Source organism: Streptomyces sp. NPDC051684 (assembly GCF_044453445.1).
Classification (GTDB): Bacteria; Actinomycetota; Actinomycetes; order Streptomycetales; family Streptomycetaceae; genus Streptomyces.
In genome coordinates, this window is the sequence record NZ_JBITCS010000001.1 from 469,630 (window position 1) to 490,153 (window position 20,524).

At 69.9% G+C, this 20,524-nt stretch carries 15 protein-coding genes; 3 read left to right on the forward strand and 12 right to left on the reverse strand.

The window, feature by feature from the left end:
• Nucleotides 1-130: 130 nt before the first annotated feature.
• A complete protein-coding gene (locus tag ACIA8D_RS02270; RefSeq protein ID WP_399227997.1) occupies nucleotides 131-1,141 on the reverse strand; it encodes a polyprenyl synthetase family protein in 1,011 nt (336 codons plus the stop codon).
• A gap of 215 nt (nucleotides 1,142-1,356) precedes the next feature.
• Between ACIA8D_RS02270 and ACIA8D_RS02275 the strand changes: the two genes are divergently transcribed.
• On the forward strand, nucleotides 1,357-2,853 hold the full coding sequence (locus tag ACIA8D_RS02275; protein ID WP_399227998.1) for a peptide MFS transporter: 1,497 nt from the start codon (nucleotides 1,357-1,359) through the stop codon (nucleotides 2,851-2,853).
• 9 nt (nucleotides 2,854-2,862) lie between these two features.
• Nucleotides 2,863-4,869, forward strand: coding sequence for a CocE/NonD family hydrolase (locus ACIA8D_RS02280; protein WP_399227999.1), 2,007 nt, complete (start codon nucleotides 2,863-2,865; stop codon nucleotides 4,867-4,869).
• Nucleotides 4,870-4,957: 88 nt separating this feature from the next.
• Here the strand turns inward: ACIA8D_RS02280 and ACIA8D_RS02285 are convergent, their stop codons facing one another.
• From ACIA8D_RS02285 to ACIA8D_RS02295, 3 genes are all read right to left on the reverse strand, one after another.
• Nucleotides 4,958-5,761, reverse strand: coding sequence for an HAD family hydrolase (locus tag ACIA8D_RS02285; RefSeq protein WP_399228000.1), 804 nt, complete (start codon nucleotides 5,759-5,761; stop codon nucleotides 4,958-4,960).
• 158 nt (nucleotides 5,762-5,919) lie between these two features.
• On the reverse strand, nucleotides 5,920-7,122 hold the full coding sequence (locus tag ACIA8D_RS02290; RefSeq protein ID WP_399228001.1) for an FAD-dependent oxidoreductase: 1,203 nt from the start codon (nucleotides 7,120-7,122) through the stop codon (nucleotides 5,920-5,922).
• Between the two features lie 49 nt (nucleotides 7,123-7,171).
• Nucleotides 7,172-8,437 (reverse strand): ATP-grasp domain-containing protein, encoded by a 1,266-nt coding sequence (locus ACIA8D_RS02295; RefSeq protein ID WP_399228002.1) that lies wholly within the window; start codon nucleotides 8,435-8,437, stop codon nucleotides 7,172-7,174.
• 246 nt (nucleotides 8,438-8,683) lie between these two features.
• Here ACIA8D_RS02295 and fahA point away from each other — a divergent pair, with 246 nt between their 5' ends.
• A complete protein-coding gene (gene fahA, locus ACIA8D_RS02300) occupies nucleotides 8,684-9,967 on the forward strand; it encodes a fumarylacetoacetase (RefSeq protein ID WP_399228003.1) in 1,284 nt (427 codons plus the stop codon).
• 141 nt (nucleotides 9,968-10,108) lie between these two features.
• On the opposite strand, the gene recQ is transcribed toward fahA, so the two are convergent.
• From recQ to nuoH, 8 genes are all read right to left on the reverse strand, one after another.
• Nucleotides 10,109-12,046 carry a DNA helicase RecQ gene (recQ, locus tag ACIA8D_RS02305; protein ID WP_399228004.1) on the reverse strand — a complete coding sequence of 646 codons (1,938 nt, stop codon included), beginning with the start codon at nucleotides 12,044-12,046 and terminating at the stop codon, nucleotides 10,109-10,111.
• Between the two features lie 205 nt (nucleotides 12,047-12,251).
• A complete protein-coding gene (gene nuoN, locus ACIA8D_RS02310; RefSeq protein WP_399228006.1) occupies nucleotides 12,252-13,901 on the reverse strand; it encodes an NADH-quinone oxidoreductase subunit NuoN in 1,650 nt (549 codons plus the stop codon).
• Nucleotides 13,898-15,472, reverse strand: coding sequence for an NADH-quinone oxidoreductase subunit M (locus tag ACIA8D_RS02315; protein ID WP_399228008.1), 1,575 nt, complete (start codon nucleotides 15,470-15,472; stop codon nucleotides 13,898-13,900). The genes nuoN and ACIA8D_RS02315 overlap by 4 nt, the downstream gene beginning before the upstream one ends.
• A gap of 5 nt (nucleotides 15,473-15,477) precedes the next feature.
• Nucleotides 15,478-17,373, reverse strand: a complete 1,896-nt coding sequence (gene nuoL / locus ACIA8D_RS02320) for an NADH-quinone oxidoreductase subunit L (protein ID WP_399228009.1) — start codon at nucleotides 17,371-17,373, stop codon at nucleotides 15,478-15,480.
• A 14-nt stretch (nucleotides 17,374-17,387) separates the two neighbouring features.
• Nucleotides 17,388-17,687 (reverse strand): NADH-quinone oxidoreductase subunit NuoK, encoded by a 300-nt coding sequence (gene nuoK, locus ACIA8D_RS02325; RefSeq protein ID WP_003974374.1) that lies wholly within the window; start codon nucleotides 17,685-17,687, stop codon nucleotides 17,388-17,390.
• Entirely contained in the window at nucleotides 17,684-18,523 is an 840-nt protein-coding gene (locus ACIA8D_RS02330; protein ID WP_399228010.1) for an NADH-quinone oxidoreductase subunit J, read from the reverse strand. The genes nuoK and ACIA8D_RS02330 overlap by 4 nt, the downstream gene beginning before the upstream one ends.
• Nucleotides 18,520-19,155 carry an NADH-quinone oxidoreductase subunit NuoI gene (nuoI, locus tag ACIA8D_RS02335; RefSeq protein ID WP_399228011.1) on the reverse strand — a complete coding sequence of 212 codons (636 nt, stop codon included), beginning with the start codon at nucleotides 19,153-19,155 and terminating at the stop codon, nucleotides 18,520-18,522. Before nuoI ends, ACIA8D_RS02330 begins: the two co-directional genes overlap by 4 nt.
• The gene (gene nuoH, locus ACIA8D_RS02340) at nucleotides 19,148-20,524 is read right to left on the reverse strand and encodes an NADH-quinone oxidoreductase subunit NuoH (protein ID WP_399228061.1); all 1,377 of its coding nucleotides are present in this window, start codon (nucleotides 20,522-20,524) and stop codon (nucleotides 19,148-19,150) included. The genes nuoI and nuoH overlap by 8 nt, the downstream gene beginning before the upstream one ends.

The following is a 20,524-nucleotide window of genomic DNA, read 5'->3' on the forward strand; positions in this document are numbered from 1 at the left end:
CCGACGCCCCCTGCGTCGGCCTTCGGGGGTGAGTACGAACCGGATCGGGGCAGCGCTCAACACATTCAAGCCCCGCCTTTCGGACGAGAGCCCGCGGGGTCCGGGGCAGCGCCCCGGGACCGGAGGACGGTCAACCCGCCCGGTGCACCACCGCGTCGCACAGCTCCACCAGCGTCGCCTTCGCATCGCACTCGGCGAGCGGCGCCAACGCCGCCCTCGCCTCCTCCGCGAAGCGCACCGTGTCCCGCCGCGCCTGCTCGAGCGCGGGGTGCTCCCGCAGCCGCGCGACCGCCTCGGCGAGCCGGGCGTCGTCGGCGAGGTCCGAGTCGATCAGCTCGACCAGTTCCTTGTCCTCGGCGAGCCCCAGCCGCTCGGCCCGCTCCCGCAGCCGCAGCACCGGCAGCGTGGCGATGCCCTCGCGCAGGTCCGTGCCGGGCGTCTTCCCGGACTCGTGCGAGTCGGAGGCGATGTCGAGGACGTCGTCGGCGAGCTGGAACGCGACGCCGAGCCGCTCCCCGTACTGGGTCAGCACATCGACGACGGTTTCCTCCGCGCCGGACATCATCGCGCCGAAGCGGCAGGCCACGGCGATCAGCGAACCGGTCTTGCCGCTGAGCACGTCGAGATAGTGGTCGACGGGGTCGCGGCCGTCGGCCGGCCCGGCCGTCTCCAGGATCTGCCCGGTCACGAGCCGCTCGAACGCCTCCGCCTGGATCCGCACGGCGTCCGGGCCGAGGTCGGCCAGTATGTGCGAGGCGCGGGCGAACAGGAAGTCACCGGTGAGCACTGCCACCGAGTTGCCCCAGCGCTGGTTGGCGCTCGGCACCCCGCGCCGCACGTCCGCCTCGTCCATCACGTCGTCGTGGTAGAGCGTCGCGAGATGCGTCAGCTCGACGACGACGGCCGAGGGCACGATGCCCGGCGCGTACGGGTCGCCGAACTGGGCCGCGAGGGTCACGAGCAGCGGCCTGAACCGCTTGCCGCCGGCCCGCACCAGGTGCTGGGCGGCCTCCGTGATGAAGGGAACCTCGCTCTTGGTGGCCTCGAGCAGTCCCTCCTCGACAGCCGTCAATCCGGCCTGGACATCGGCTTCGAGAGCCTGGTCCCGCACGCTAAGACCGAAAGTCCCGACGACGGTCACGAGTGGGTCTCCTGTCTGCTGACGATCACATGGCGAACTCGGTCGATCATTCGGTCGATGACACGGTTTGTCGATGTGTCGCTGCCATCACTCAAGTCAGCGTATCCGGTCGCGTTTCGATCACAGGTGGCGCCCGCCCGAACACCCTGGACCAGGCGGCTTCGCGACACCACCGGTATGTTCTTGATCAGCACAGACGACCTGGAGTACGTACTTTGTCCCACACCGAGAACGACACGGTGGGCGCACCGCCCCCTGGTGACGACACGGCCTTCTTCGGCCAGCCGAGGGGCCTGCTCACGCTGTCCGGCCTGGAGGTCTGGGAACGGTTCTCGTTCCTCGGCATGCAGGCCATCCTCGTCCTGTACTTCGCGGACACCGTCGCGCACGGCGGCATGGGCATGGACCCCGGCAACGCGGCCTCGGTCTCGGCGGCGTACGGCACGCTCGTCTACCTCGTCTCGGTCGCGGGCGGCTGGCTCGCCGACCGGATCCTCGGCTCGTACCGCGCCGTCCTGTGGGGCGGCATCCTCATCGCCTGCGGACATTACTCGATGGCGGTGCCGACACCCACGATGACGTGGGTCGGGCTCGGCCTGATCAGCGCCGGTACCGGCCTGCTCAAGCCGAATGTCGCCTCGATGGTCGGCAAGCTGTACCGGACCGCCGACGAACGCCGCGACGCCGGCTTCGCGCTCTACTACATGGGCATCAACATCGGCGCCTTCGCCGGACCGCTGATCACCGGCTGGCTCGGTGACCACAAGGGCTGGCACTGGGGCTTCTCGGCCGCCGCCATCGGCATGACGTTCGGTCTCATCCAGTACGTCGCCGGGCGCCGTCACCTGGCCGGGCGCACGGACGCCGCCGAGTACGCGCTGCCGCCCGAGGGGCTGCGCAGGGCGGTGCGGCTGATGATCGTCGGCGCCGTCGTGGTGGCCGCCGTCGCGGTGGTCCTGGCGCTCGCCGGATGGCTCACCATGGGCCGCTTCGTCGACCTCCTGACGTACATCTCGGTGATCGCGCCGGTCGTGTACTTCGTGGTGATGTTCAAGAGCCCCCGGGTCACTGCGGAGGAGCGCGGCCGGCTCAAGCCCTACCTGGTGCTCTTCATCGCCTCGGTCGCCTTCAACTTCATCCTGTTCCAGGCGTACTCGACGATGATCCTGTTGGCCTCGACGAACGCCGAGACGACCATCCTCGGCTTCGACTTCCCGGCCGGCTGGTACGCCTCCGCGCTCGGCGCCTTCGAGGTGGCGCTCGCGCCCGTCGTGGCCGCCGTCTGGGCCCGGATGGGCCCGCGCCAGCCGCACGCCTCCAACAAGATCGCGATCGGCGTGGTCCTGGGCGGCCTGTCGTTCCTGCTGATGGTGCTGCCGACGTCCGGGCACAGCGACGACACGTACAAGATGGCGGTCTGGTGGATCGTCGGCTCGTACCTGCTGCTGGGCCTCGGCGACATCCTCGTGGAGACGTCCGGCATGTCCGCGACGACCAAGCTCGCCCCGCAGGCCTTCGCCAGCCAGACCATGGCCCTGTGGTTCCTCTCGCTCGCACTTGCGAACGGAATCCAGGCCCAGGTCGTCAAGCTCTACGGCGAGGTCTCCAACCCCGCCTACTTCGGCGTCAACGGCGCCATCGCGGTCGCGGTCGGTATCGCCGTGATCGCCCTGGCGCCCTGGTTGCGCCGCACCATGCACCCCGTTCACTGAGGTTTTCCCATGACCACGACTCCCACCGTCCGGACCGAGTTCCCCTTCGGAACGGTCCGCGAGGACATCCGCGTACCCCTGTCCGACGGGACGACGCTCTTCGCCCGCGTGTGGCGCCCGGTGACCGAGGAACCGGTGCCGGTGCTCCTCGAATACCTCCCCTACCGGCTCTCCGACTGGACGGCGCCCCGCGACTGGCAGCGCCACCCCTGGTACGCGGGCCACGGCTACGCCTCCGTGCGCGTGGACGTGCGCGGCCACGGCAACTCCGAGGGCATGCCCGGCGACGAGTACGACGCGCAGGAGCTCGCGGACGGCGTCGAGGTCGTGAACTGGCTCGCCGCGCAGCACTGGTCGTCCGGCAAGGTCGGCATGTTCGGCATCTCCTGGGGCGGCTTCAACTCCCTCCAGATCGCGGCCCTGGCACCCGAGCCGCTGAAGGCGATCGTGACCGTCTGCTCGGCGGACGACCGCTACGACAACGACGTGCACTACATGGGCGGCTCCGTGCTCGCCGTGGACATGCACGCGTGGGCGTCGACGATGCTCGCGTTCGTGTCGCGCCCGCCGGACCCGCAGTTCGTGGGCGACGGCTGGAAGGACATGTGGACGCGGCGCCTGGAGGCCGTCGACCCGTTCATCCACACGTGGCTCGGCCACCAGACCCGCGACGACTACTGGCGGCACGGCAGCGTCTGCGAGGACTACTCCGCGATCAAGGCGGGCGTGCTCGCGGTCGGCGGCTGGCACGACCCGTACCGGGACACGGTGCTGCGCCTGATGGAGAACCTCCCCGACGACCAGGCCCGCGGGATCGTCGGCCCCTGGTCGCACCAGTACCCGGACCGCGGCCTGCCGCCCGGCCCGGCCATCGGCTTCCTCCAGGAGACGCTGCGCTGGTGGGACCACTGGCTGAAGGGCGAGGACACGGGGGTCATGGCGGAGCCGAAGCTGCGCTCCTGGATCAGCGACTCGCACCCGCCGGCGACGGTCTACCCGGAGCTGCCGGGCCGCTGGGTCGGCGACCCCTCGTGGCCGTCGCCGAACGTCGAGAAGGTCTCGTACGCGCTTCAGGGCGCGCCCCAGATCGTCCGCTCGCCGCAGCACACGGGCCTGGACGCGGGCCGCTTCTTCCCGTTCGGGAACGATGCGGACCTGCCGCCGGACCAGCGCGAGGAGGACGCCAAGTCGGCGTGCTTCGAGTTCGAGGTGCCACGCGAGGTGCGGGTCCTCGGGCGGCCGCGGGTGACGCTGCGGGTGACGTGCCCGGTGGAGCGCGGGCAGGTCGTGGCGCGTGTCTGCGACGTGGCGCCGGACGGCTCGTCGACGCTGGTGACGCGCGGCGTGCTGAACCTGTCCTCGCGCCGGGGGCGTTCCGAGAACGTCCCCTGGGAGCCGGACACGACGGAGGACGTCACCTTCGAACTGAACGGCATCGGCCACGCCTTCCCGGCAGGACACCGCATCCGGCTCGCGGTGTCCTCGGCGTACTGGCCGTGGATCTGGCCGCAGGCGGGTTCGGAGGCCGGGTTCACGCTCGACCCGGTGGGCAGCGCGCTGGAGCTCCCGGTGCGCGGCGCCGAACCGGGCGGAGAGATCGCCTTCGACGCCCCCGAGCAGTCGGAGCCGCTCGGCGTGGTCTACCCGGAGACGCTGGAGGAGCCGCGCCCCGAACGCCTCGTCGTACGGGACGTGGCCAAGGGCGAATGGCGCCTTGAGGTCGACCCGCGCTACGGCGGCACGCGCCTGTACCCGGACGGCCTGGAGTTCACCGAGGACGCGCTGGAGACGTACGTCATCAACGAGGCCGACCCGCTGTCGGCGCGCACCCGCTCCGACTGGTCGATCCGCCTGCACCGCCCGGACGTGGGCTGGGACGCCCGGGTGACCACCCGCTCCGAAATCACGTGCACGTCCGACGAGTTCCTCACGTCGAGCGAGGTGGTGTGCCGGGACGGCGACGAGGTCGTCTTCCACCGGACGTGGGAGAAGCGGATCCCGCGCACGGCGGGCTGAGGGGGGCTGACAAGCCCCTGCGGCGATTGAGCAGCGGGGTCCGGGGCGGAGCCCCGTGGCGCAGGACCGGTCGGCCGGAGGAGACGGCTCAGCCGAGCAACCGCTCCAGGACCACCGCCACCCCGTCCTCCTCGTTCGACGAAGTCACTTCGTCGGCGACCGCCTTGAGTTCGGGGTGCGCGTTGGCCACCGCCACCCCGCACTCCGCCCACCCGAACATCGGCACATCGTTCGGCATGTCGCCGAAGGCGATCGTGTCGGCGGCGCCCGCCCCGAGCCGCTGCGCCGCGAGGCTGAGGCCGGTCGCCTTGGTCACGCCGCGCGGCTGCAGCTCGACCGTCCCGGGCCCGGACATGGTGACGGTGGCGAGCGGCCCCACCGCGGCTCTCGCCACCGCGGCCAACTCGTCGTCGGACAGCGACGGATGGCGCAGCAGCACCTTGCTGATGGGCCGCTCCCACAGCGCGGCGCGCCCCCGGACCCGTACGGCGGGCAGCGTCGGATGCGGCATGAGGTAGCCGGGCTCGATGAGCGTGAGCCCCTCCACCCCGTCCTGGTCGACGGCCGCGTACACCTGACCGATCTCGGCCTCGATCTTCCCGATGGCCTGCTCGGCGAGGTCCCGGTCGAGCGTCAGCGACCAGAGCAGCCGGTCGTGCGCGCCGTCGTAGAGCTGTGCGCCCTGCGCGCACACCGCGAGCCCGCTCCCACCGAGGTCGTCGAGGATGGGCTTCACGCGGGGCGCGGGCCGCCCCGTCACCACGATGTGCCGGGCTCCCGCGGCGACGGCCGCCGCCAGCGCCTCGCGGGTCCGGTCCGAGACCGTGTCGTCGCCGCGCAGCAGCGTGCCGTCCAGGTCGGTGGCGATGAGTGCATATGCGGGTGCGGGCATGATCCGAAGAATACGGACCGCCCGTGCCCGGGACCCGTCGAGTACCGGCCGCCCTGGCAAGGTACGGCCGGTCACGACGAGGCGATGTCATCTGTTCGGGTTACGGCCCCGCGCGGTCAACCACGGTGGACCCGGCGGTGGTTGTGGGGGCCATCCGGTCAGCCGTGCGCCGCCGCCAGATGCCGGGCGAGCCGCGGCGAGGCGAACTCGGTGCCGCAGACGAAGCGCATGACGGGCCCGTACGAGGACCCGCCCAGCATGCCGGTGAAGTACAGACCGGGGACCGACGACACATAGCCGGCGCCGAGCCGCGGCGTGCCCCGGCTGGTGGCGAGCCGGGTGCGCAGCCCCTCCCCCAGGAACGGCATCGCCGCCAGGTCCACCCGGTACCCCGTCGCCGCGATGACATGGTCGGCGGTCAGGTGGTCGGCGCGACCGCCGAGCGTGCGCACGCCCAGGACGGGCGCGCCCTGGGACACCGTCACCCGCTCGATGCCCGCGACGTCGCGCACCGCGACCCTGCCCTCGAACCGCTCCCTCAGCCACCAGGCGCCCAGTGGCCCGAGCACCCGCTTGACCAGGAAGTGCCGTGCCTGAGGCGGCAGTTGGCGGTACTGGTGCGGGTAGTACGTGAACGCGTACAGCGACCACGCGTTGCCGAACGGCGTCTCGGGCCGGAACCTCGGCTGGTTCCACGGGGGCGCCCCGAACCGCACCCGGCCCTTGCCGCGCGCGACCACGGTGACGCTCGCGCCCGCCTCCGCCGCGAGCGCCGCCGTCTCCAGGGCGGACTGGCCCGCACCGACGACGATCAGCTCCTTGCCCGCGAACCGGGACAGGTCGTGGTGCTGCGCGCTGTGTGAGATCGGGCCCGTGGGGGCGGGTCCGTCCGGCACGGCCGCGGCGAACTCGCCCGGCAGGTGTTCCAGTCCGGACAGGCCGGTGGCGACGACCACCGCCCGCGCCGTGAACTGCTCGCCCGAGTCCAGCTTCAGCTCGAAGCCCTCGCGCCCGCGCCGGTCCACGGAGACCACCCGCACCCGCTCCAGGTCGGGCACCAGTTTCTTCTGGAACCAGTCGCCGTACGCGACGAACGTCTCGGCGGATATCAGGTCCTCGTCCGTGACGAGCCGCTTGATCCCGGCCACGTCGCAGTAGTCGACCAGGTCGTGTCCGCGCTGGGGCGCGTCGATGTTCGACGCGGACGGCACGGACTTGAGGATCATGCCTTCGGGCATGTGCGAGCGCCAGCTCACCATGGGTTCCCCGAAGACCCTGACGGGTATGCCGCGCGCCCTCAAATGGGCCGCGGTGGACAGGCCATAAGGACCCGCCCCGATGACTGCTACCGGATGATTCACGAAGCCCCTCCCCAGGACGACGTCGCGTCACCTACTTCGCCTGCCCCGGTCAGGTCCGGCCGCTCCCGCCGCCCGAACCGGTGCCGCTGCCGCGGCGGTTGCTCCGCCACAGCTGGTACAGATGCCTCGCGCCCGGCCGTACGAACCGGGCGAGCATCGTGAAGAACGGCCGCGGATCGTCGGCCGCCCACCACGCCAGCTCCGTCCCGCTGGCTCGGGACGGGGCGTGCGGGGTCGTATAGCCGCTGCGCCGGTACGCCAGCAGGGCCGGCAGGTCGATGTTCTCGACGACGTAGCGGTGTCCCGCCCGCTGTTCCCCCTCCGGAACGGTGCGGCCGGTGAGTGCGAGGTGCATCGCGCGGACGACGTCGATCCCCGACTCGTTCTCGAAGAGCCGGAACTGGGCGCCCATCCGCGGATTGAAGTCGAGCAGCTTGTACTGGCCGTCACGCCGGTCGAAGCGCAGGTCCAGGTCGATGATTCCGGTGAAGCCGATCTGCTTGATGAAACGCGCGGCGAGGTCGGCGAGTTCCGGATTGTCGACGACGTACGCGTTGGCCGTCATGCCCGCGTGCGGCGGCCAGGAGCGGACCTTGACGCCGGTGAACATCGCGAGCGGCGAGGAGTCCTGGTCGAAGTACGCGTGCACGATCCAGTCCTCGGCCTCCTCGCGCGGCAGATACTCCTGAAGGATCACGCCGGGCCGCTCACCCCAGTCGAGAGCGAGCCTGCGCAGCCCCTCCGCGGTCGCGATCCTCGTGGTCCCATTGACGGCGGGCCGCGAACGCCGCGTGAACGCCTCCCGGTTCTTCGCCACGACCGGAAATCGGGCCTTCACCGCGAACTCCTCGATGTCCGCGTACGACTCCGGGAACGCGGCCGTCGGCGACGGGATGCCGTGCTCCACACACAGCTCGTGCAGCCCCTGTTTGCTGGCGAGGCGGCGCGGCAACTCCCGCTCCACGCGCGGGAAGAGCAGCCCCGCGGCGGCGAGCGGGTCCTGATGCTCGGCGATGAGGACCGCGGCCTCCTCGTCCGTCGGGATCAGCACCGCGGGCCGGCCGATCCGGCGGGCGACGCGGAGCAGCCCGTCGACGAGCCGCTCCGGCTCCTCCGCCCCCGACGTGCGCCAGGGAAAGGCCCGGCGCAGATAGCGCGAGGCGGCCGCGGGCGTGTAGCGGTCCTCGGTGATCGCGTACATCGGCACGCCGAGGCGCCCCAGGCTGCGGATCGCGCCCACCCCTCCGTGGTGCAGCGGGTAGTCGCCGAACTTCACGATCAGGCCCGGGACATCACGGTCCACGGCGAACGGCACGCTTCCAGCACTGCTGACACTCCCGGCGCTCCTGGCCACGGGTCCCCCCACGTGTCCCCCCCTTGGACCCGGACCTTGAATACGGGGTTCAGCCCCGTCCGTGCCCACCGGACAATGACGCTAAGCCGGAACCCACCACTCCATCAACGGGTCATTCGGACATTGCGAACTCTTTAGGCACTGCCGCGAACTGGTGTCTCCCACGTAACGTGTGGCGCACCCGAATGGAAAGTGAGGCCCGCAGGCATGGCACCCGCAGCCACCTCCGAGTCCGAGTCCGCCTCCGAGCACACCCCGCTCGAAGGGCTCGACCCACTCGATCTCCCCGAAGGCCACCCCTTCGGCCCGCACAACCTTCCGTACGGAGTCTTCTCCCGCACCGCCGACGGCGAGCGCTCGGTGGGCGTCCGGATAGGGGACCACGTCCTGGACGCGGGCGGCGCCGCCGCGGCCCTCGGCTCCCCCTACGTCTCGGTCCTGGCCCGCCCGAACCTCAACTCGCTGCTCGCGGCCGGTCGGACGACCTGGTCGGACGTACGCCGCGCGCTGACGGCCTGGGTCACGGTCCCGGCCCACCGCGAGGTCGTGCGCCCCTTCCTGCACCCCCTCTCCTCGGTCACCCTGCACCTCCCGTTCGAGGTCGCGGACTACGTCGACTTCTACGCCTCCGAGAACCACGCCTCGAACCTCGGCCGGCTCTTCCGTCCCGACGAGGAGCCCCTGAAGCCCAACTGGAAGCACCTGCCGGTGGGTTACCACGGCCGCTCCGGCACGGTCGTCGTCTCCGGCACGGACGTGGTGCGCCCCTCGGGCCAGCGCAAGGCCCCGGCCGACCCGGCCCCGGTCTTCGGCCCGTCCGCCCGCCTCGACATCGAGACGGAGGTCGGCTACGTCGTCGGCGTCCCGTCCCGGCAGGGCACCCCGGTCCCGCTCTCCTCCTACCGGGACCACGTCTTCGGCATCTGCCTCCTCAACGACTGGTCGGCGCGCGACATCCAGAACTGGGAGACGGTGCCGCTCGGCCCGCACCTCGGCAAGTCCTTCGCGACGTCGATCTCCGCGTGGATCACCCCGCTCGAGGCCCTGGACGCGGCCCGCGTGGGCCCGCCGGAGCGGACGGTGCCGCTGCTGCCGTACCTGGACGACAGCGGCCCCGAGGCGACCGCCGACCCGGCCGGCTACGACCTGCGCATCACGGTCACCCTCAACGACCAGGTCATCTCCGAACCCCCCTTCTCCGGCATGTACTGGACGGGCGCCCAGATGCTCGCCCATATGACGGTCAACGGCGCCTCCCTGCGCACCGGCGACCTCTACGGCTCAGGCACGATCAGCGGCACCGAGGACAACGAGCGCGGCTCCCTGATCGAGATCACCTGGAACGGCCAACAGCCCTTGGACCTCCCCGACGGCAAGCGCGGCTTCCTGGCGGACGGTGACGTGGTCACCCTCTCCGCCTGGGCCCCCGGCCCGGACGGCGCGAGGGTCCAACTGGGCGAGGTCACGGGCAGGATCACGCCCGGGGCCTGACGGCTGGCATTGCCCCCCCTACGGATTTCAAGCCCCTGCGGCGATTGAGCAGCGGGGGCCGGGGCGGAGCCCCGATCTTTGAAGCCCCGCCGGCGATTGAGGCGCGGGGCCCTGGGCGGAGCCCCGAGGCGTCAACCCCGGCTACCAGTCGACATCCTCCGGCACGGGCTCATCCTCGGGCGGCGGCTCCTGGCCCACATAGTCGGGCCAGGACTCGTCGCTCCGGGCGGGCCCGCTGGGCTCACCTCTCAGACCCGCCAAAACCCCCAGCACACCCTCGCCCCACGTCGCCAACTTCTTCTCCCCGACCCCACCGATCGTGCCCAACTGGGACAGCGACGTGGGCCGCTGCTGCGCGATCTCCGCCAGCGTCGTGTTCTGGAAGATGACGTACGCCGGCACCCCGTGCTCCTTCGCCTGCGCGCCGCGCCAGGCCCGCAGCGCCTCGAAGACCGGCGCCACCTCCGCCGGCAGCTCGACCGCGGGCGACTTGCCCTTGCGCTCACGGGCCGCCGCCGCACGAGGCGCCGGCTTCGGCTCCTTGCGCAGCCGCACCTCCCGCTGCCGCGCAAGGACGGAGCCGCTCTCCTCGGTGAGCACCAGCGTCCCGTACTCGCCCTCGACCGCGACGAGCCCCTGCGCCAGCAACTGCCGCACCACGCCCCGCCATTCGAGCTCGGCCAGCTCCTCGCCGATACCGAACACGGAGAGCTGGTCGTGATCGAACTGGATGACCTTGGCACTGCGCTTGCCGAGCAGAATGTCGATGATCTGCCCCGCACCGAACTTCTGTCGCCGTTCCCGCTCCAGGCGCACCACGGTCGACAGGATCTTCTGCGCGGCCACCGTGCCGTCCCACGTCTCGGGCGGCGACAGGCACGTGTCGCAGTTGCCGCAGGACTCGGCGCCCTCCTGCCCGAAGTACGTGAGCAGTTGGGCCCGGCGGCACTGCGCCGTCTCGCACAGCGCCAGCATCGAGTCGAGGTGGGCGGAGGCGCGGCGCCGGAACGCCTCGTCCCCCTCCCCCATGTTGATCAGCTTCCGCTGCTGGACCACGTCCTGCAGCCCGTACGCCATCCATGCCGTCGACGGCAGCCCGTCACGCCCGGCGCGGCCCGTCTCCTGGTAGTAGCCCTCGACGGACTTCGGCAGGTCGAGGTGGGCGACGAACCGTACGTCCGGCTTGTCGATGCCCATGCCGAACGCGATGGTCGCGCAGACGACGAGGCTCTCCTCGCGCAGGAACCGCGACTGGTGCGCCGCGCGCGTCCCCGCGTCGAGGCCCGCGTGGTACGGCACCGCCTCGATCCCGTTCTTGCTGAGGAACTCGGCCGTCGCCTCCACGGACTTGCGGGACAGGCAGTAGACGATGCCCGCGTCGCCCTCGTGCTCCTCCTTGAGGAAGCTCAGGAGCTGCTTCTTCGGGTCGGCCTTGCCGACGATCCGGTACTGGATGTTGGGCCGGTCGAAGCTCGCCACGAAGTGCTTGGCGTCCGGCATGCCGAGGCGCTGGGTGATCTCCTGGTGCGTGGCGTGCGTCGCCGTCGCGGTCAGGGCGATGCGCGGCACGTCCGGCCAGTTCTGGCCGAGCACGGAGAGCGTCAGGTAGTCGGGGCGGAAGTCGTGCCCCCACTGCGCCACGCAGTGCGCCTCGTCGATCGCGAAGAGGGAGATCTTGCCGCGCGAGAGCAGCCCGAGCGTGGAGTCGAGGCGCAGCCGCTCCGGCGCCAGATAGAGCAGGTCGAGCTCGCCCGCGAGGAACTCCGCCTCCACCAGGCGGCGCTCCTCGAAGTCCTGCGTCGAGTTCATGAACCCGGCGCGCACGCCGAGCGCCCGCAGCGCGTCCACCTGGTCCTGCATCAAGGCGATCAGGGGCGAGACGACGATCCCCGTACCGGCTCTGACCAGCGCCGGAATCTGGTAGCAGAGCGACTTGCCGCCGCCGGTCGGCATGAGCACGACGGCGTCCCCACCGCCCACCACGTGCTCGATGATCGCTTCCTGCTCACCGCGGAAGGCGTCGTACCCGAAGACCCGGTGGAGCGTGGCTAGCGCCTCGCTCCCGGTCACCTCGCTCATACCCTGTGTCCCGTCCATCGCCCTGCCCCCGTGCGTCCAGCTCGTCTCGACTTCTCCAGTAACGATAGGGGTCCGGACTGACACCGCGAAAAGTTATCCACAGGCTGGGGGTGCGGTCGGGCTTCGGCACCCCACGGCCCGCGCGCGAAGGCCCGGTCCCCTCCCAGGGACCGGGCCTCCACGATGTGCGACGGCGGCGGTACCGCTACCGCACGAACACCCCGGCCTGGCTCGCCAGGTCGAGGAAGTACTGCGGCGCGAGGCCCAGCACGATCGTGACGGCCACGCCCACGCCGATCGTCGTCATGGTCAGCGGCGACGGCACGGCCACGGTCGGCCCGTCCGTCTTCGGCTCGCTGAAGAACATGAGGACGATCACGCGGATGTAGAAGAACGCGGCGATCGCCGAGGACACGACACCGACCACGACGAGCACACCCGCGCCGCCCTCGGCCGCCGCCTTGAACACGGCGAACTTGCCCGCGAACCCGGAGGTCAGCGGGATACCGGCGAAGGCGAGCAGGAACACCGCGAAGACCGCCGCGACCAGCGGCGACCTGCGTCCGAGCCCCGCCCACTTCGACAGGTGCGTCGCCTCGCCCCCCGCGTCGCGCACCAGCGTCACCACGGCGAAGGCGCCGATGGTCACGAAGGAGTACGCGGCCAGGTAGAAGAGGACGGACGAGACGCCGTCGGGCGTCGTCGCGATGACACCGGCCAGGATGAAGCCGGCGTGCGCGATCGAGGAGTACGCGAGGAGCCGCTTGATGTCGGTCTGCGTGATCGCGACGATCGCGCCGCCCAGCATCGTGACGATGGCGATGGCCCACATGACCGGACGCCAGTCCCAGCGCATCCCCGGCAGGACGACGTACAGCAGCCGCAGCAGCGCGCCGAAGGCCGCTACCTTCGTGGCCGCCGCCATGAACCCGGTGACCGGCGTCGGAGCGCCCTGGTACACGTCCGGCGTCCACATGTGGAACGGGACGGCGCCGACCTTGAACAGCAGGCCCATGCCGACCAGTGCCATGCCGATGAGCAGCAGCGCGTCGTTGCCCATGCTGTCGGCGAGGGCCGGGTCCACGTTCTGGATCGAGCCGTCGACGACGCTCGCGATCGTGGAGTACGAGACGGAGCCCGCGTAGCCGTACAGGAGCGCGATGCCGAACAGGGTGAAGGCGGACGCGAAGGCGCCGAGCAGGAAGTACTTGACCGCGGCCTCCTGCGACATGAGCCGCTTGCGGCGGGCCACGGCGCACAGCAGGTACAGCGGGAGCGAGAAGACTTCCAGGGCGATGAAGAGGGTCAGCAGGTCGTTCGCCGCGGGGAAGACCAGCATTCCGGCGATCGCGAAGAGCGCCAGCGGGAACACCTCGGTGGTGGTGAACCCGGCCTTTATGGCCGCCTTCTCGCTGTCGCTGCCCGGCACGGAGGCGGCCTGCGCGGCGAACGAGTCGACGCGGTTGCCGTGTGCCTCCGGGTCGAGCCGCCGTTCCGCGAACGTGAAGATCGCGACGAGGCCGGACAGCAGGATGACGCCTTCGAGGAACAGCGCCGGTCCGTCGACGGCGATCGCGCCCATGGCCGCGATGTGTGCCTTCGTCGTCCCGTACCCGCCGGCCGCGAGCCCGACGACCGCCGCGAAGGCGGCCGCGAGCGCGACGACGGCGAGGAACACCTGTACGTAGTAGCGGGACCTGCGCGGCACCAGGGCCTCGACCAGGATCCCCAGGACGGCGGCACCGACGACGATCAAGGTCGGCGACAATTGCGCGTACTCGATCTTCGGTGTGTCGATCTTGGAGATCGGGTCGGCGGCGGTTGTCCACAGACTGTGGACGGCTGACGTGGTCACTTGTGAGCCGCCTCCACTTCCGGCTTCGGGTCCTTCTTGTGGACGTCGGACAGGGTGTGCTTGACCGCCGGGTTCACCAGCTCGGTGAGCGGCTTCGGGTAGACGCCCAGGAAGATCAGTACGCCGATCAGCGGGACCACGACCGCGAGCTCACGCACACGCAGGTCCGCGATGCCCTCGGTCGACGGCTTCACCGGGCCCGTCATGGTGCGCTGGTAGAGCACCAGCGTGTAGAGCGCGGCGAGCACGATGCCGAACGTGGCGATGATGCCGATCACCGGGTAGCGCGTGAACGTGCCGACCAGGACCAGGAATTCGCTCACGAAGGGCGCGAGTCCCGGCAGCGAGAGCGTCGCCAGGCCGCCGATCAGGAACGTGCCGGCGAGCACCGGCGCGACCTTCTGCACGCCTCCGTAGTCGGCGATGAGCCGCGAGCCGCGCCGCGAGATCAGGAAACCGGCGACCAGCATCAGCGCGGCCGTCGAGATCCCGTGGTTGACCATGTAGAGCGTCGCGCCGGACTGGCCCTGGCTGGTCATCGCGAAGATGCCCATGATGATGAAGCCGAAGTGCGAGATCGACGCGTAGGCGACCAGGCGCTTGATGTCGCGCTGACCGACCGCGACCAGCGCCCCGTAGACGATGCTGATCAGGGCGAGCACCAGGATCGCCGGTGTCGCCCACTTGCTCGCCTCCGGGAAGAGCTGGAGGCAGAAGCGGAGCATCGCGAACGTGCCGACCTTGTCGACGACCGCCGTGATCAGTACGGCGACCGGGGCGGTGGCCTCCCCCATCGCGTTCGGCAGCCAGGTGTGGAGCGGCCACAGCGGGGCCTTCACCGCGAAGGCGAAGAAGAAGCCCAGGAAGAGCAGGCGCTCGGTGCTGGTCGCCATGTCGAGCGAACCGCTCGCGCGCGCCTCGGCGATCTCCGAGAGGGAGAAGCTCCCGGCCACCACGTAGAGGCCGATGACGGCCGCCAGCATGATGAGGCCGCCGACCAGGTTGTAGAGGAGGAACTTGACGGCCGCGTACGAGCGTTGGGTCGCGGCCTCCTTCTCGCCGTGCGGGCCCGCCCGGTCCCCGAAGCCGCCGATGAGGAAGTACATCGGGATGAGCATGGCTTCGAAGAAGATGTAGAAGACGAAGACGTCGGTGGCCTCGAAGGAGATGATCACCATCGCCTCGACGAGGAGGATCAGGGCGAAGAAGCCCTGCGTCGGCCGCCACCGAGTGTTTCCGGTCTCCTGCGGGTCGGCGTCGTGCCAGCCCGCGAGGATCACGAACGGGATCAGCAGCGCGGTCAGCGCGATGAGCGCCACCGCGATACCGTCCACACCCAGTTCGTAACGGACCCCGAAGTCCGCGATCCACGCATGGGATTCGGTCAGTTGGAAACGTCCGCCGCCCGGGTCGAACCGGACCGCGACCACCGCCGCGAGCACCAGAGTGGCGAGCGAGAACAGCAGCGCGAGCCACTTGGCCGCGGTGCGCTGCTTCGCCGGCACGGCGGCCGTGGCGATCGCGCCCACGGCCGGCAGTACCGCCGTCGCTGTCAGCAGAGGAAAGGACATCGGTATCAGACCGCCCTCATCAGCAGGGTCACCGCGGCGATGACCGCCGCGCCGCCGAACATCGAGACGGCGTACGAGCGCACGTAGCCGTTCTGGAGTTTGCGCAGCCGACCGGACAGGCCTCCGACCGAGGCCGCCGTCCCGTTGACCACCCCGTCGACCAAGGTGTGGTCGACGTACACGAGGGAGCGCGTCAGGTGCTCGCCGCCGCGCACCAGGACCACGTGGTTGAAGTCGTCCTGGAGCAGGTCGCGCCGGGCGGCGCGGGTGAGCAGCGAGCCGCGCGGGGCGACGACGGGAACCTCGCGGCGCCCGTACTGGAGCCAGGCGAACGCCACACCGATCACGAGGCACACCATGGTGGCCCCGGTGACCACGCCCGCGCTGATGGGCGCGTGCCCGTGGTCGTGCCCGGTGACCGGCTCCAGCCAGTGCAGGAAGCGGTCCCCGATGGAGAAGAAGCCACCGGCGAAGACCGAGCCGACCGCGAGCAGGATCATCGGGATCGTCATGGACGACGGGGACTCGTGCGGGTGCGGCTCATGACCGTCGGCGTCCGGCTGCCAGCGCTTCTCGCCGAAGAAGGTCATGATCATCACGCGGGTCATGTAGAACGCGGTGATGGCCGCGCCGAGCAGGGCCACGGAGCCGAGGATCCAGCCCTCGGTGCCGCCCTTCGCGAACGCCGCCTCGATGATCTTGTCCTTGGAGAAGAAGCCGGACAGTCCCGGGAAACCGATGATGGCGAGGTACCCGAGGCCGAACGTCACGAAGGTGACCGGCATGTACTTCCGCAGCCCGCCGAACTTCCGCATGTCGACCTCGTCGTTCATGCCGTGCATGACCGAACCGGCGCCGAGGAAGAGGCCCGCCTTGAAGAAGCCGTGCGTCACCAGGTGCATGATCGCGAAGACGTAGCCGATGGGGCCGAGGCCCGCGGCGAGGATCATGTAGCCGATCTGCGACATCGTCGAGCCGGCGAGGGCCTTCTTGATGTCGTCCTTGGCGCAACCGACGATCGCACCGAACAGGAGCGTGACGGCGCCGACGATCGTGACGACCAACTGGGCGTCCGGCGCCCCGTTGAAGATCGCGCCGGAGCGGACGATCAGGTAGACGCCCGCGGTCACCATGGTCGCGGCATGGATGAGGGCCGAGACCGGGGTCGGGCCCTCCATCGCGTCCCCGAGCCAGGACTGGAGCGGCACCTGCGCCGACTTGCCGCACGCGGCGAGCAGCAGCATCAGGCCGATGGCGGTGAGCTTGCCCTCGCTGGTGTCACCGGTGGCCTCCAGGACCGGCCCGAAGGCGAAGGTCCCGAACGTCGTGAACATCAGCATGATGGCGATGGACAAGCCCATGTCGCCGACGCGGTTGACCAGGAAGGCCTTCTTCGCGGCCGTGGCCGCGCTGGGCTTGTGCTGCCAGAAGCCGATCAGCAGGTACGAGGCGAGGCCCACGCCCTCCCAGCCGACGTACAACAGCAGGTAGTTGTCGGCGAGGACGAGCAGCAGCATCGCCGCGAGGAACAGGTTCAGGTAGCCGAAGAAGCGGCGGCGCCGCTCGTCGTGCTCCATGTACCCGATCGAGTACAGGTGGATCAGCGTGCCCACACCGGAGATCAGCAGGACGAACGTCATCGACAGCTGGTCGAGATGGAACGCGACGTCCGCCTGGAAGCCCTCGACGGGGATCCAGCTGAACAGGTGCTGGCTGAGTGTGCGGTCCTCCGGACCCTTGCCGAGCAGGTCGGAGAAGAGCACGACGGCGATGACGAAGGAGACGGCCGCGAGCAGCGTGCCGAGCAGATGACCCACCCGGTCCAACGCCCGCCCGCCACACAGCAGTACGGCCGCTCCGAGCAGGGGCGCCGCGACAAGCAGCGCAATCAGGTTCTCCACGATTCAGCGACCCCTTACAGCTTCATCAGGCTGGCGTCGTCGACCGAGGCCGAGTGGCGGGAACGGAACAGCGACACGATGATCGCGAGCCCCACCACGACCTCGGCGGCGGCGACGACCATCGTGAAGAACGCGATGATCTGGCCGTCGAGATTGCCGTGCATACGGGAGAACGCGACGAACGCGAGGTTGCACGCGTTCAGCATCAGCTCGATGCACATGAACACGACGATCGCGTTCCGCCTGATGAGCACGCCGGTGGCGCCGATCGTGAACAACAGGGCGGCGAGATACAGGTAGTTGACCGGATTCACTTCGACGCCTCCTCGGCCCGGTCGCGGTCCTCCGAGCGCTCCAGGCGGTCGGACGACCGCTGCTCGAGAGCCTTCAGATCGCTCATCGCCTCACCGGAGACGTCCCGGATCTGGCCGCGCTCCCGCAGCGTCTGCATGACCGTGAGCTCCGACGGGCTGCCGTCGGGCAGCAGGCCCGCGATGTCCACCGCGTTGTGCCGGGCGTAGACACCCGGGGCGGGCAGCGGCGGCAGGTGCTTGCCCTCGCGCACGCGCTCCTCGGCCAACTCGCGCTGGGTCTTGGCCCGTTCGGTGCGCTCGCGGTGCGTGAGCACCATCGCGCCGACGGTGGCCGTGATCAGCAGGGCGCCGGTGATCTCGAAGGCGAAGACGTACTTGGTGAAGATGAGGGACGCGAGCCCCTCCACGTTCCCCCCGGCGTTCGCCTTGCCGAGACCGTTGAACTGGTTCAGCGAGGCGTTGCCGATCCCCGCGATGAGCAGCACCCCGAAGCCGACCCCGCACAGGGCCGCGAGCCAGCGCTGCCCCTTGATGGTCTCGGTCAGGGAGTCCGCCGCGGTGACGCCGACGAGCATCACCACGAAGAGGAACAGCATCATGATCGCGCCGGTGTAGACGACGATCTGCACGATGCCCAGGAAGTACGCCCCGTTGGCCAGGTAGAAGATCGCCAGGATGATCATGGTGCCGGCCAGGCACAGGGCACTGTGCACGGCCTTCTTCATCAGGATCGTGCACAGGGCGCCGATGACGGCGACGGTGCCAAGGATCCAGAACTGGAAGGCCTCACCGGTCGAGGTGTTCGCGGCGAGCGTGCTCGCGAGCTGCGCGCTCATGCGTCCACCTCCGCCTCGTCCTCGGAGACCGCCTCGTCCGGCTTCTCGCCCTTGGAGACGGCCACTTGGCGCTCGGTGCCGGGCGCGGCCTCGGTGACGAGCCCCCGGTAGTAGTCCTGCTCGTCCATGCCGGGGAAGATCGAGTGCGGGCTGTCGACCATGCCCTCGTCGAGCCCGGCGAGCAGCTGCTCCTTGGTGTAGATGAGGTTGGCGCGGCTGCTGTCCGCCAGCTCGAACTCGTTCGTCATCGTCAGCGCGCGCGTGGGGCACGCCTCGATGCACAGTCCGCACAGAATGCAGCGGGCGTAGTTGATCTGGTAGACGCGGCCGTAGCGCTCACCCGGCGAGTAGCGCTCCTCCTCCGTGTTGTCCGCGCCCTCCACGTAGATCGCGTCCGCCGGGCAGGCCCAGGCGCACAACTCGCAGCCGACGCACTTCTCCAGGCCGTCCGGATGGCGGTTGAGCTGGTGCCTGCCGTGGAAGCGGGGAGCAGTGGTCTTCGGTTGCTCCGGGTACTGCTCGGTCAGCCGCTTCTTGAACATGGCCTTGAAGGTCACGCCGAAGCCGGCGACGGGGTTCTGGAACCCCGGCTCGGTGTCCTTCTGCTGACCGGAGTTGGTCTCGTCAGCCATCGGACGCCTCCTTTCCTTCGCGAGATCCGCCAAGCGACTCGCCGTCACTCTGAGTATCGGGGCCGCCACTGACAATCAGCTCTCGCTCCCGGCGGGAGCGCCTGCGCGGCACGGGTGGCAACTCCTGCCCGGGCAGCGGCGGGACGGGGAATCCGCCCGCCATCGGGTCGAAGGCGGCGGGTTCTTCGGCGGCCTCGCGCTGCTTGGCCCCCCGGTCGCGGAAGATGTCCACGACGAACGACAGGAGCAGGACCACAAGGATCGCGGCCCCGACGTACAGGGCGATGGAGGCGAAGTCGTAGTTCTCGTTGCGCAGCGTCCGCACGGTCGCCACCAGCATCAGCCACACCACGGAGACCGGGATGAGGACCTTCCAGCCGAGCTTCATCAGCTGGTCGTAGCGCACCCGCGGGAGCGTGCCGCGCAGCCAGATGAAGAAGAACAGCAGCAGCTGGACCTTGATGACGAACCAGAGCATCGGCCACCAGCCGTGGTTCGCGCCCTCCCAGAACGTGGAGACCGGCCACGGTGCGCGCCAGCCGCCCAGGAAGAGCGTCACGGACACCGCGGAGACCGTCACCATGTTCACGTACTCGGCGAGCATGAACATCGCGAACTTGATGGACGAGTACTCGGTGTTGAAGCCGCCGACGAGGTCGCCCTCGGACTCCGGCATGTCGAACGGGGCGCGGTTCGTCTCGCCGACCATCGTCACGATGTAGATCAGGAACGACACCGGCAGCAGCACGATGTACCAGCGGTCGTGCTGCTGGGCGACGATCTCCGAGGTCGACATCGAGCCCGAGTAGAGGAACACCGAGGCGAAGGCCGCGCCCATCGCGATCTCGTACGAGATCATCTGCGCGCAGGAGCGCAGACCGCCGAGCAGCGGGTACGTCGATCCGGACGACCAGCCGGCGAGGACGATGCCGTAGATTCCGACGGAGGCGACCGCGAGGATGTAGAGCATCGCGATCGGCAGGTCGGTGAGCTGCATCGTCGTGCGGTGACCGAAGATCGAGATCTCGTTGCCCGCCGGGCCGAACGGGATCACCGCGATCGCCATGAAGGCGGGGATCGCCGCGACGATCGGCGCGAGGATGTAGACCACCTTGTCCGCGCGCTTGACGATCAGGTCTTCCTTCAGCATCAGCTTGATGCCGTCGGCGAGCGACTGGAGCATGCCCCAGGGGCCGTGCCGGTTCGGGCCGATGCGCAGCTGCATCCAGGCGACGACCTTGCGCTCCCACACGATGGAGAACAGCACGGTCACCATCAGGAAGGCGAAGCAGAAGACCGCCTTCACGACGACGAGCCACCAGGGGTCGCGCCCGAACATCGAGAGATCTTCGGCGGCCAGGGGGCTCAG

What these genes read in the sequence shown, in the direction of transcription:
- ACIA8D_RS02280 (WP_399227999.1), top strand. Translation starts at nt 2,863, where the DNA reads ATGACCACGACTCCCACCGTCCGGACCGAGTTCCCCTTCGGAACGGTC.
- recQ (WP_399228004.1), bottom strand. Translation starts at nt 12,046, where the DNA reads ATGAGCGAGGTGACCGGGAGCGAGGCGCTAGCCACGCTCCACCGGGTC.
- ACIA8D_RS02315 (WP_399228008.1), bottom strand. Translation starts at nt 15,472, where the DNA reads ATGTCCTTTCCTCTGCTGACAGCGACGGCGGTACTGCCGGCCGTGGGC.
- ACIA8D_RS02330 (WP_399228010.1), bottom strand. Translation starts at nt 18,523, where the DNA reads ATGAGCGCGCAGCTCGCGAGCACGCTCGCCGCGAACACCTCGACCGGT.
- ACIA8D_RS02285 (WP_399228000.1), bottom strand. Translation starts at nt 5,761, where the DNA reads ATGCCCGCACCCGCATATGCACTCATCGCCACCGACCTGGACGGCACG.
- fahA (WP_399228003.1), top strand. Translation starts at nt 8,684, where the DNA reads ATGGCACCCGCAGCCACCTCCGAGTCCGAGTCCGCCTCCGAGCACACC.
- nuoI (WP_399228011.1), bottom strand. Translation starts at nt 19,155, where the DNA reads ATGGCTGACGAGACCAACTCCGGTCAGCAGAAGGACACCGAGCCGGGG.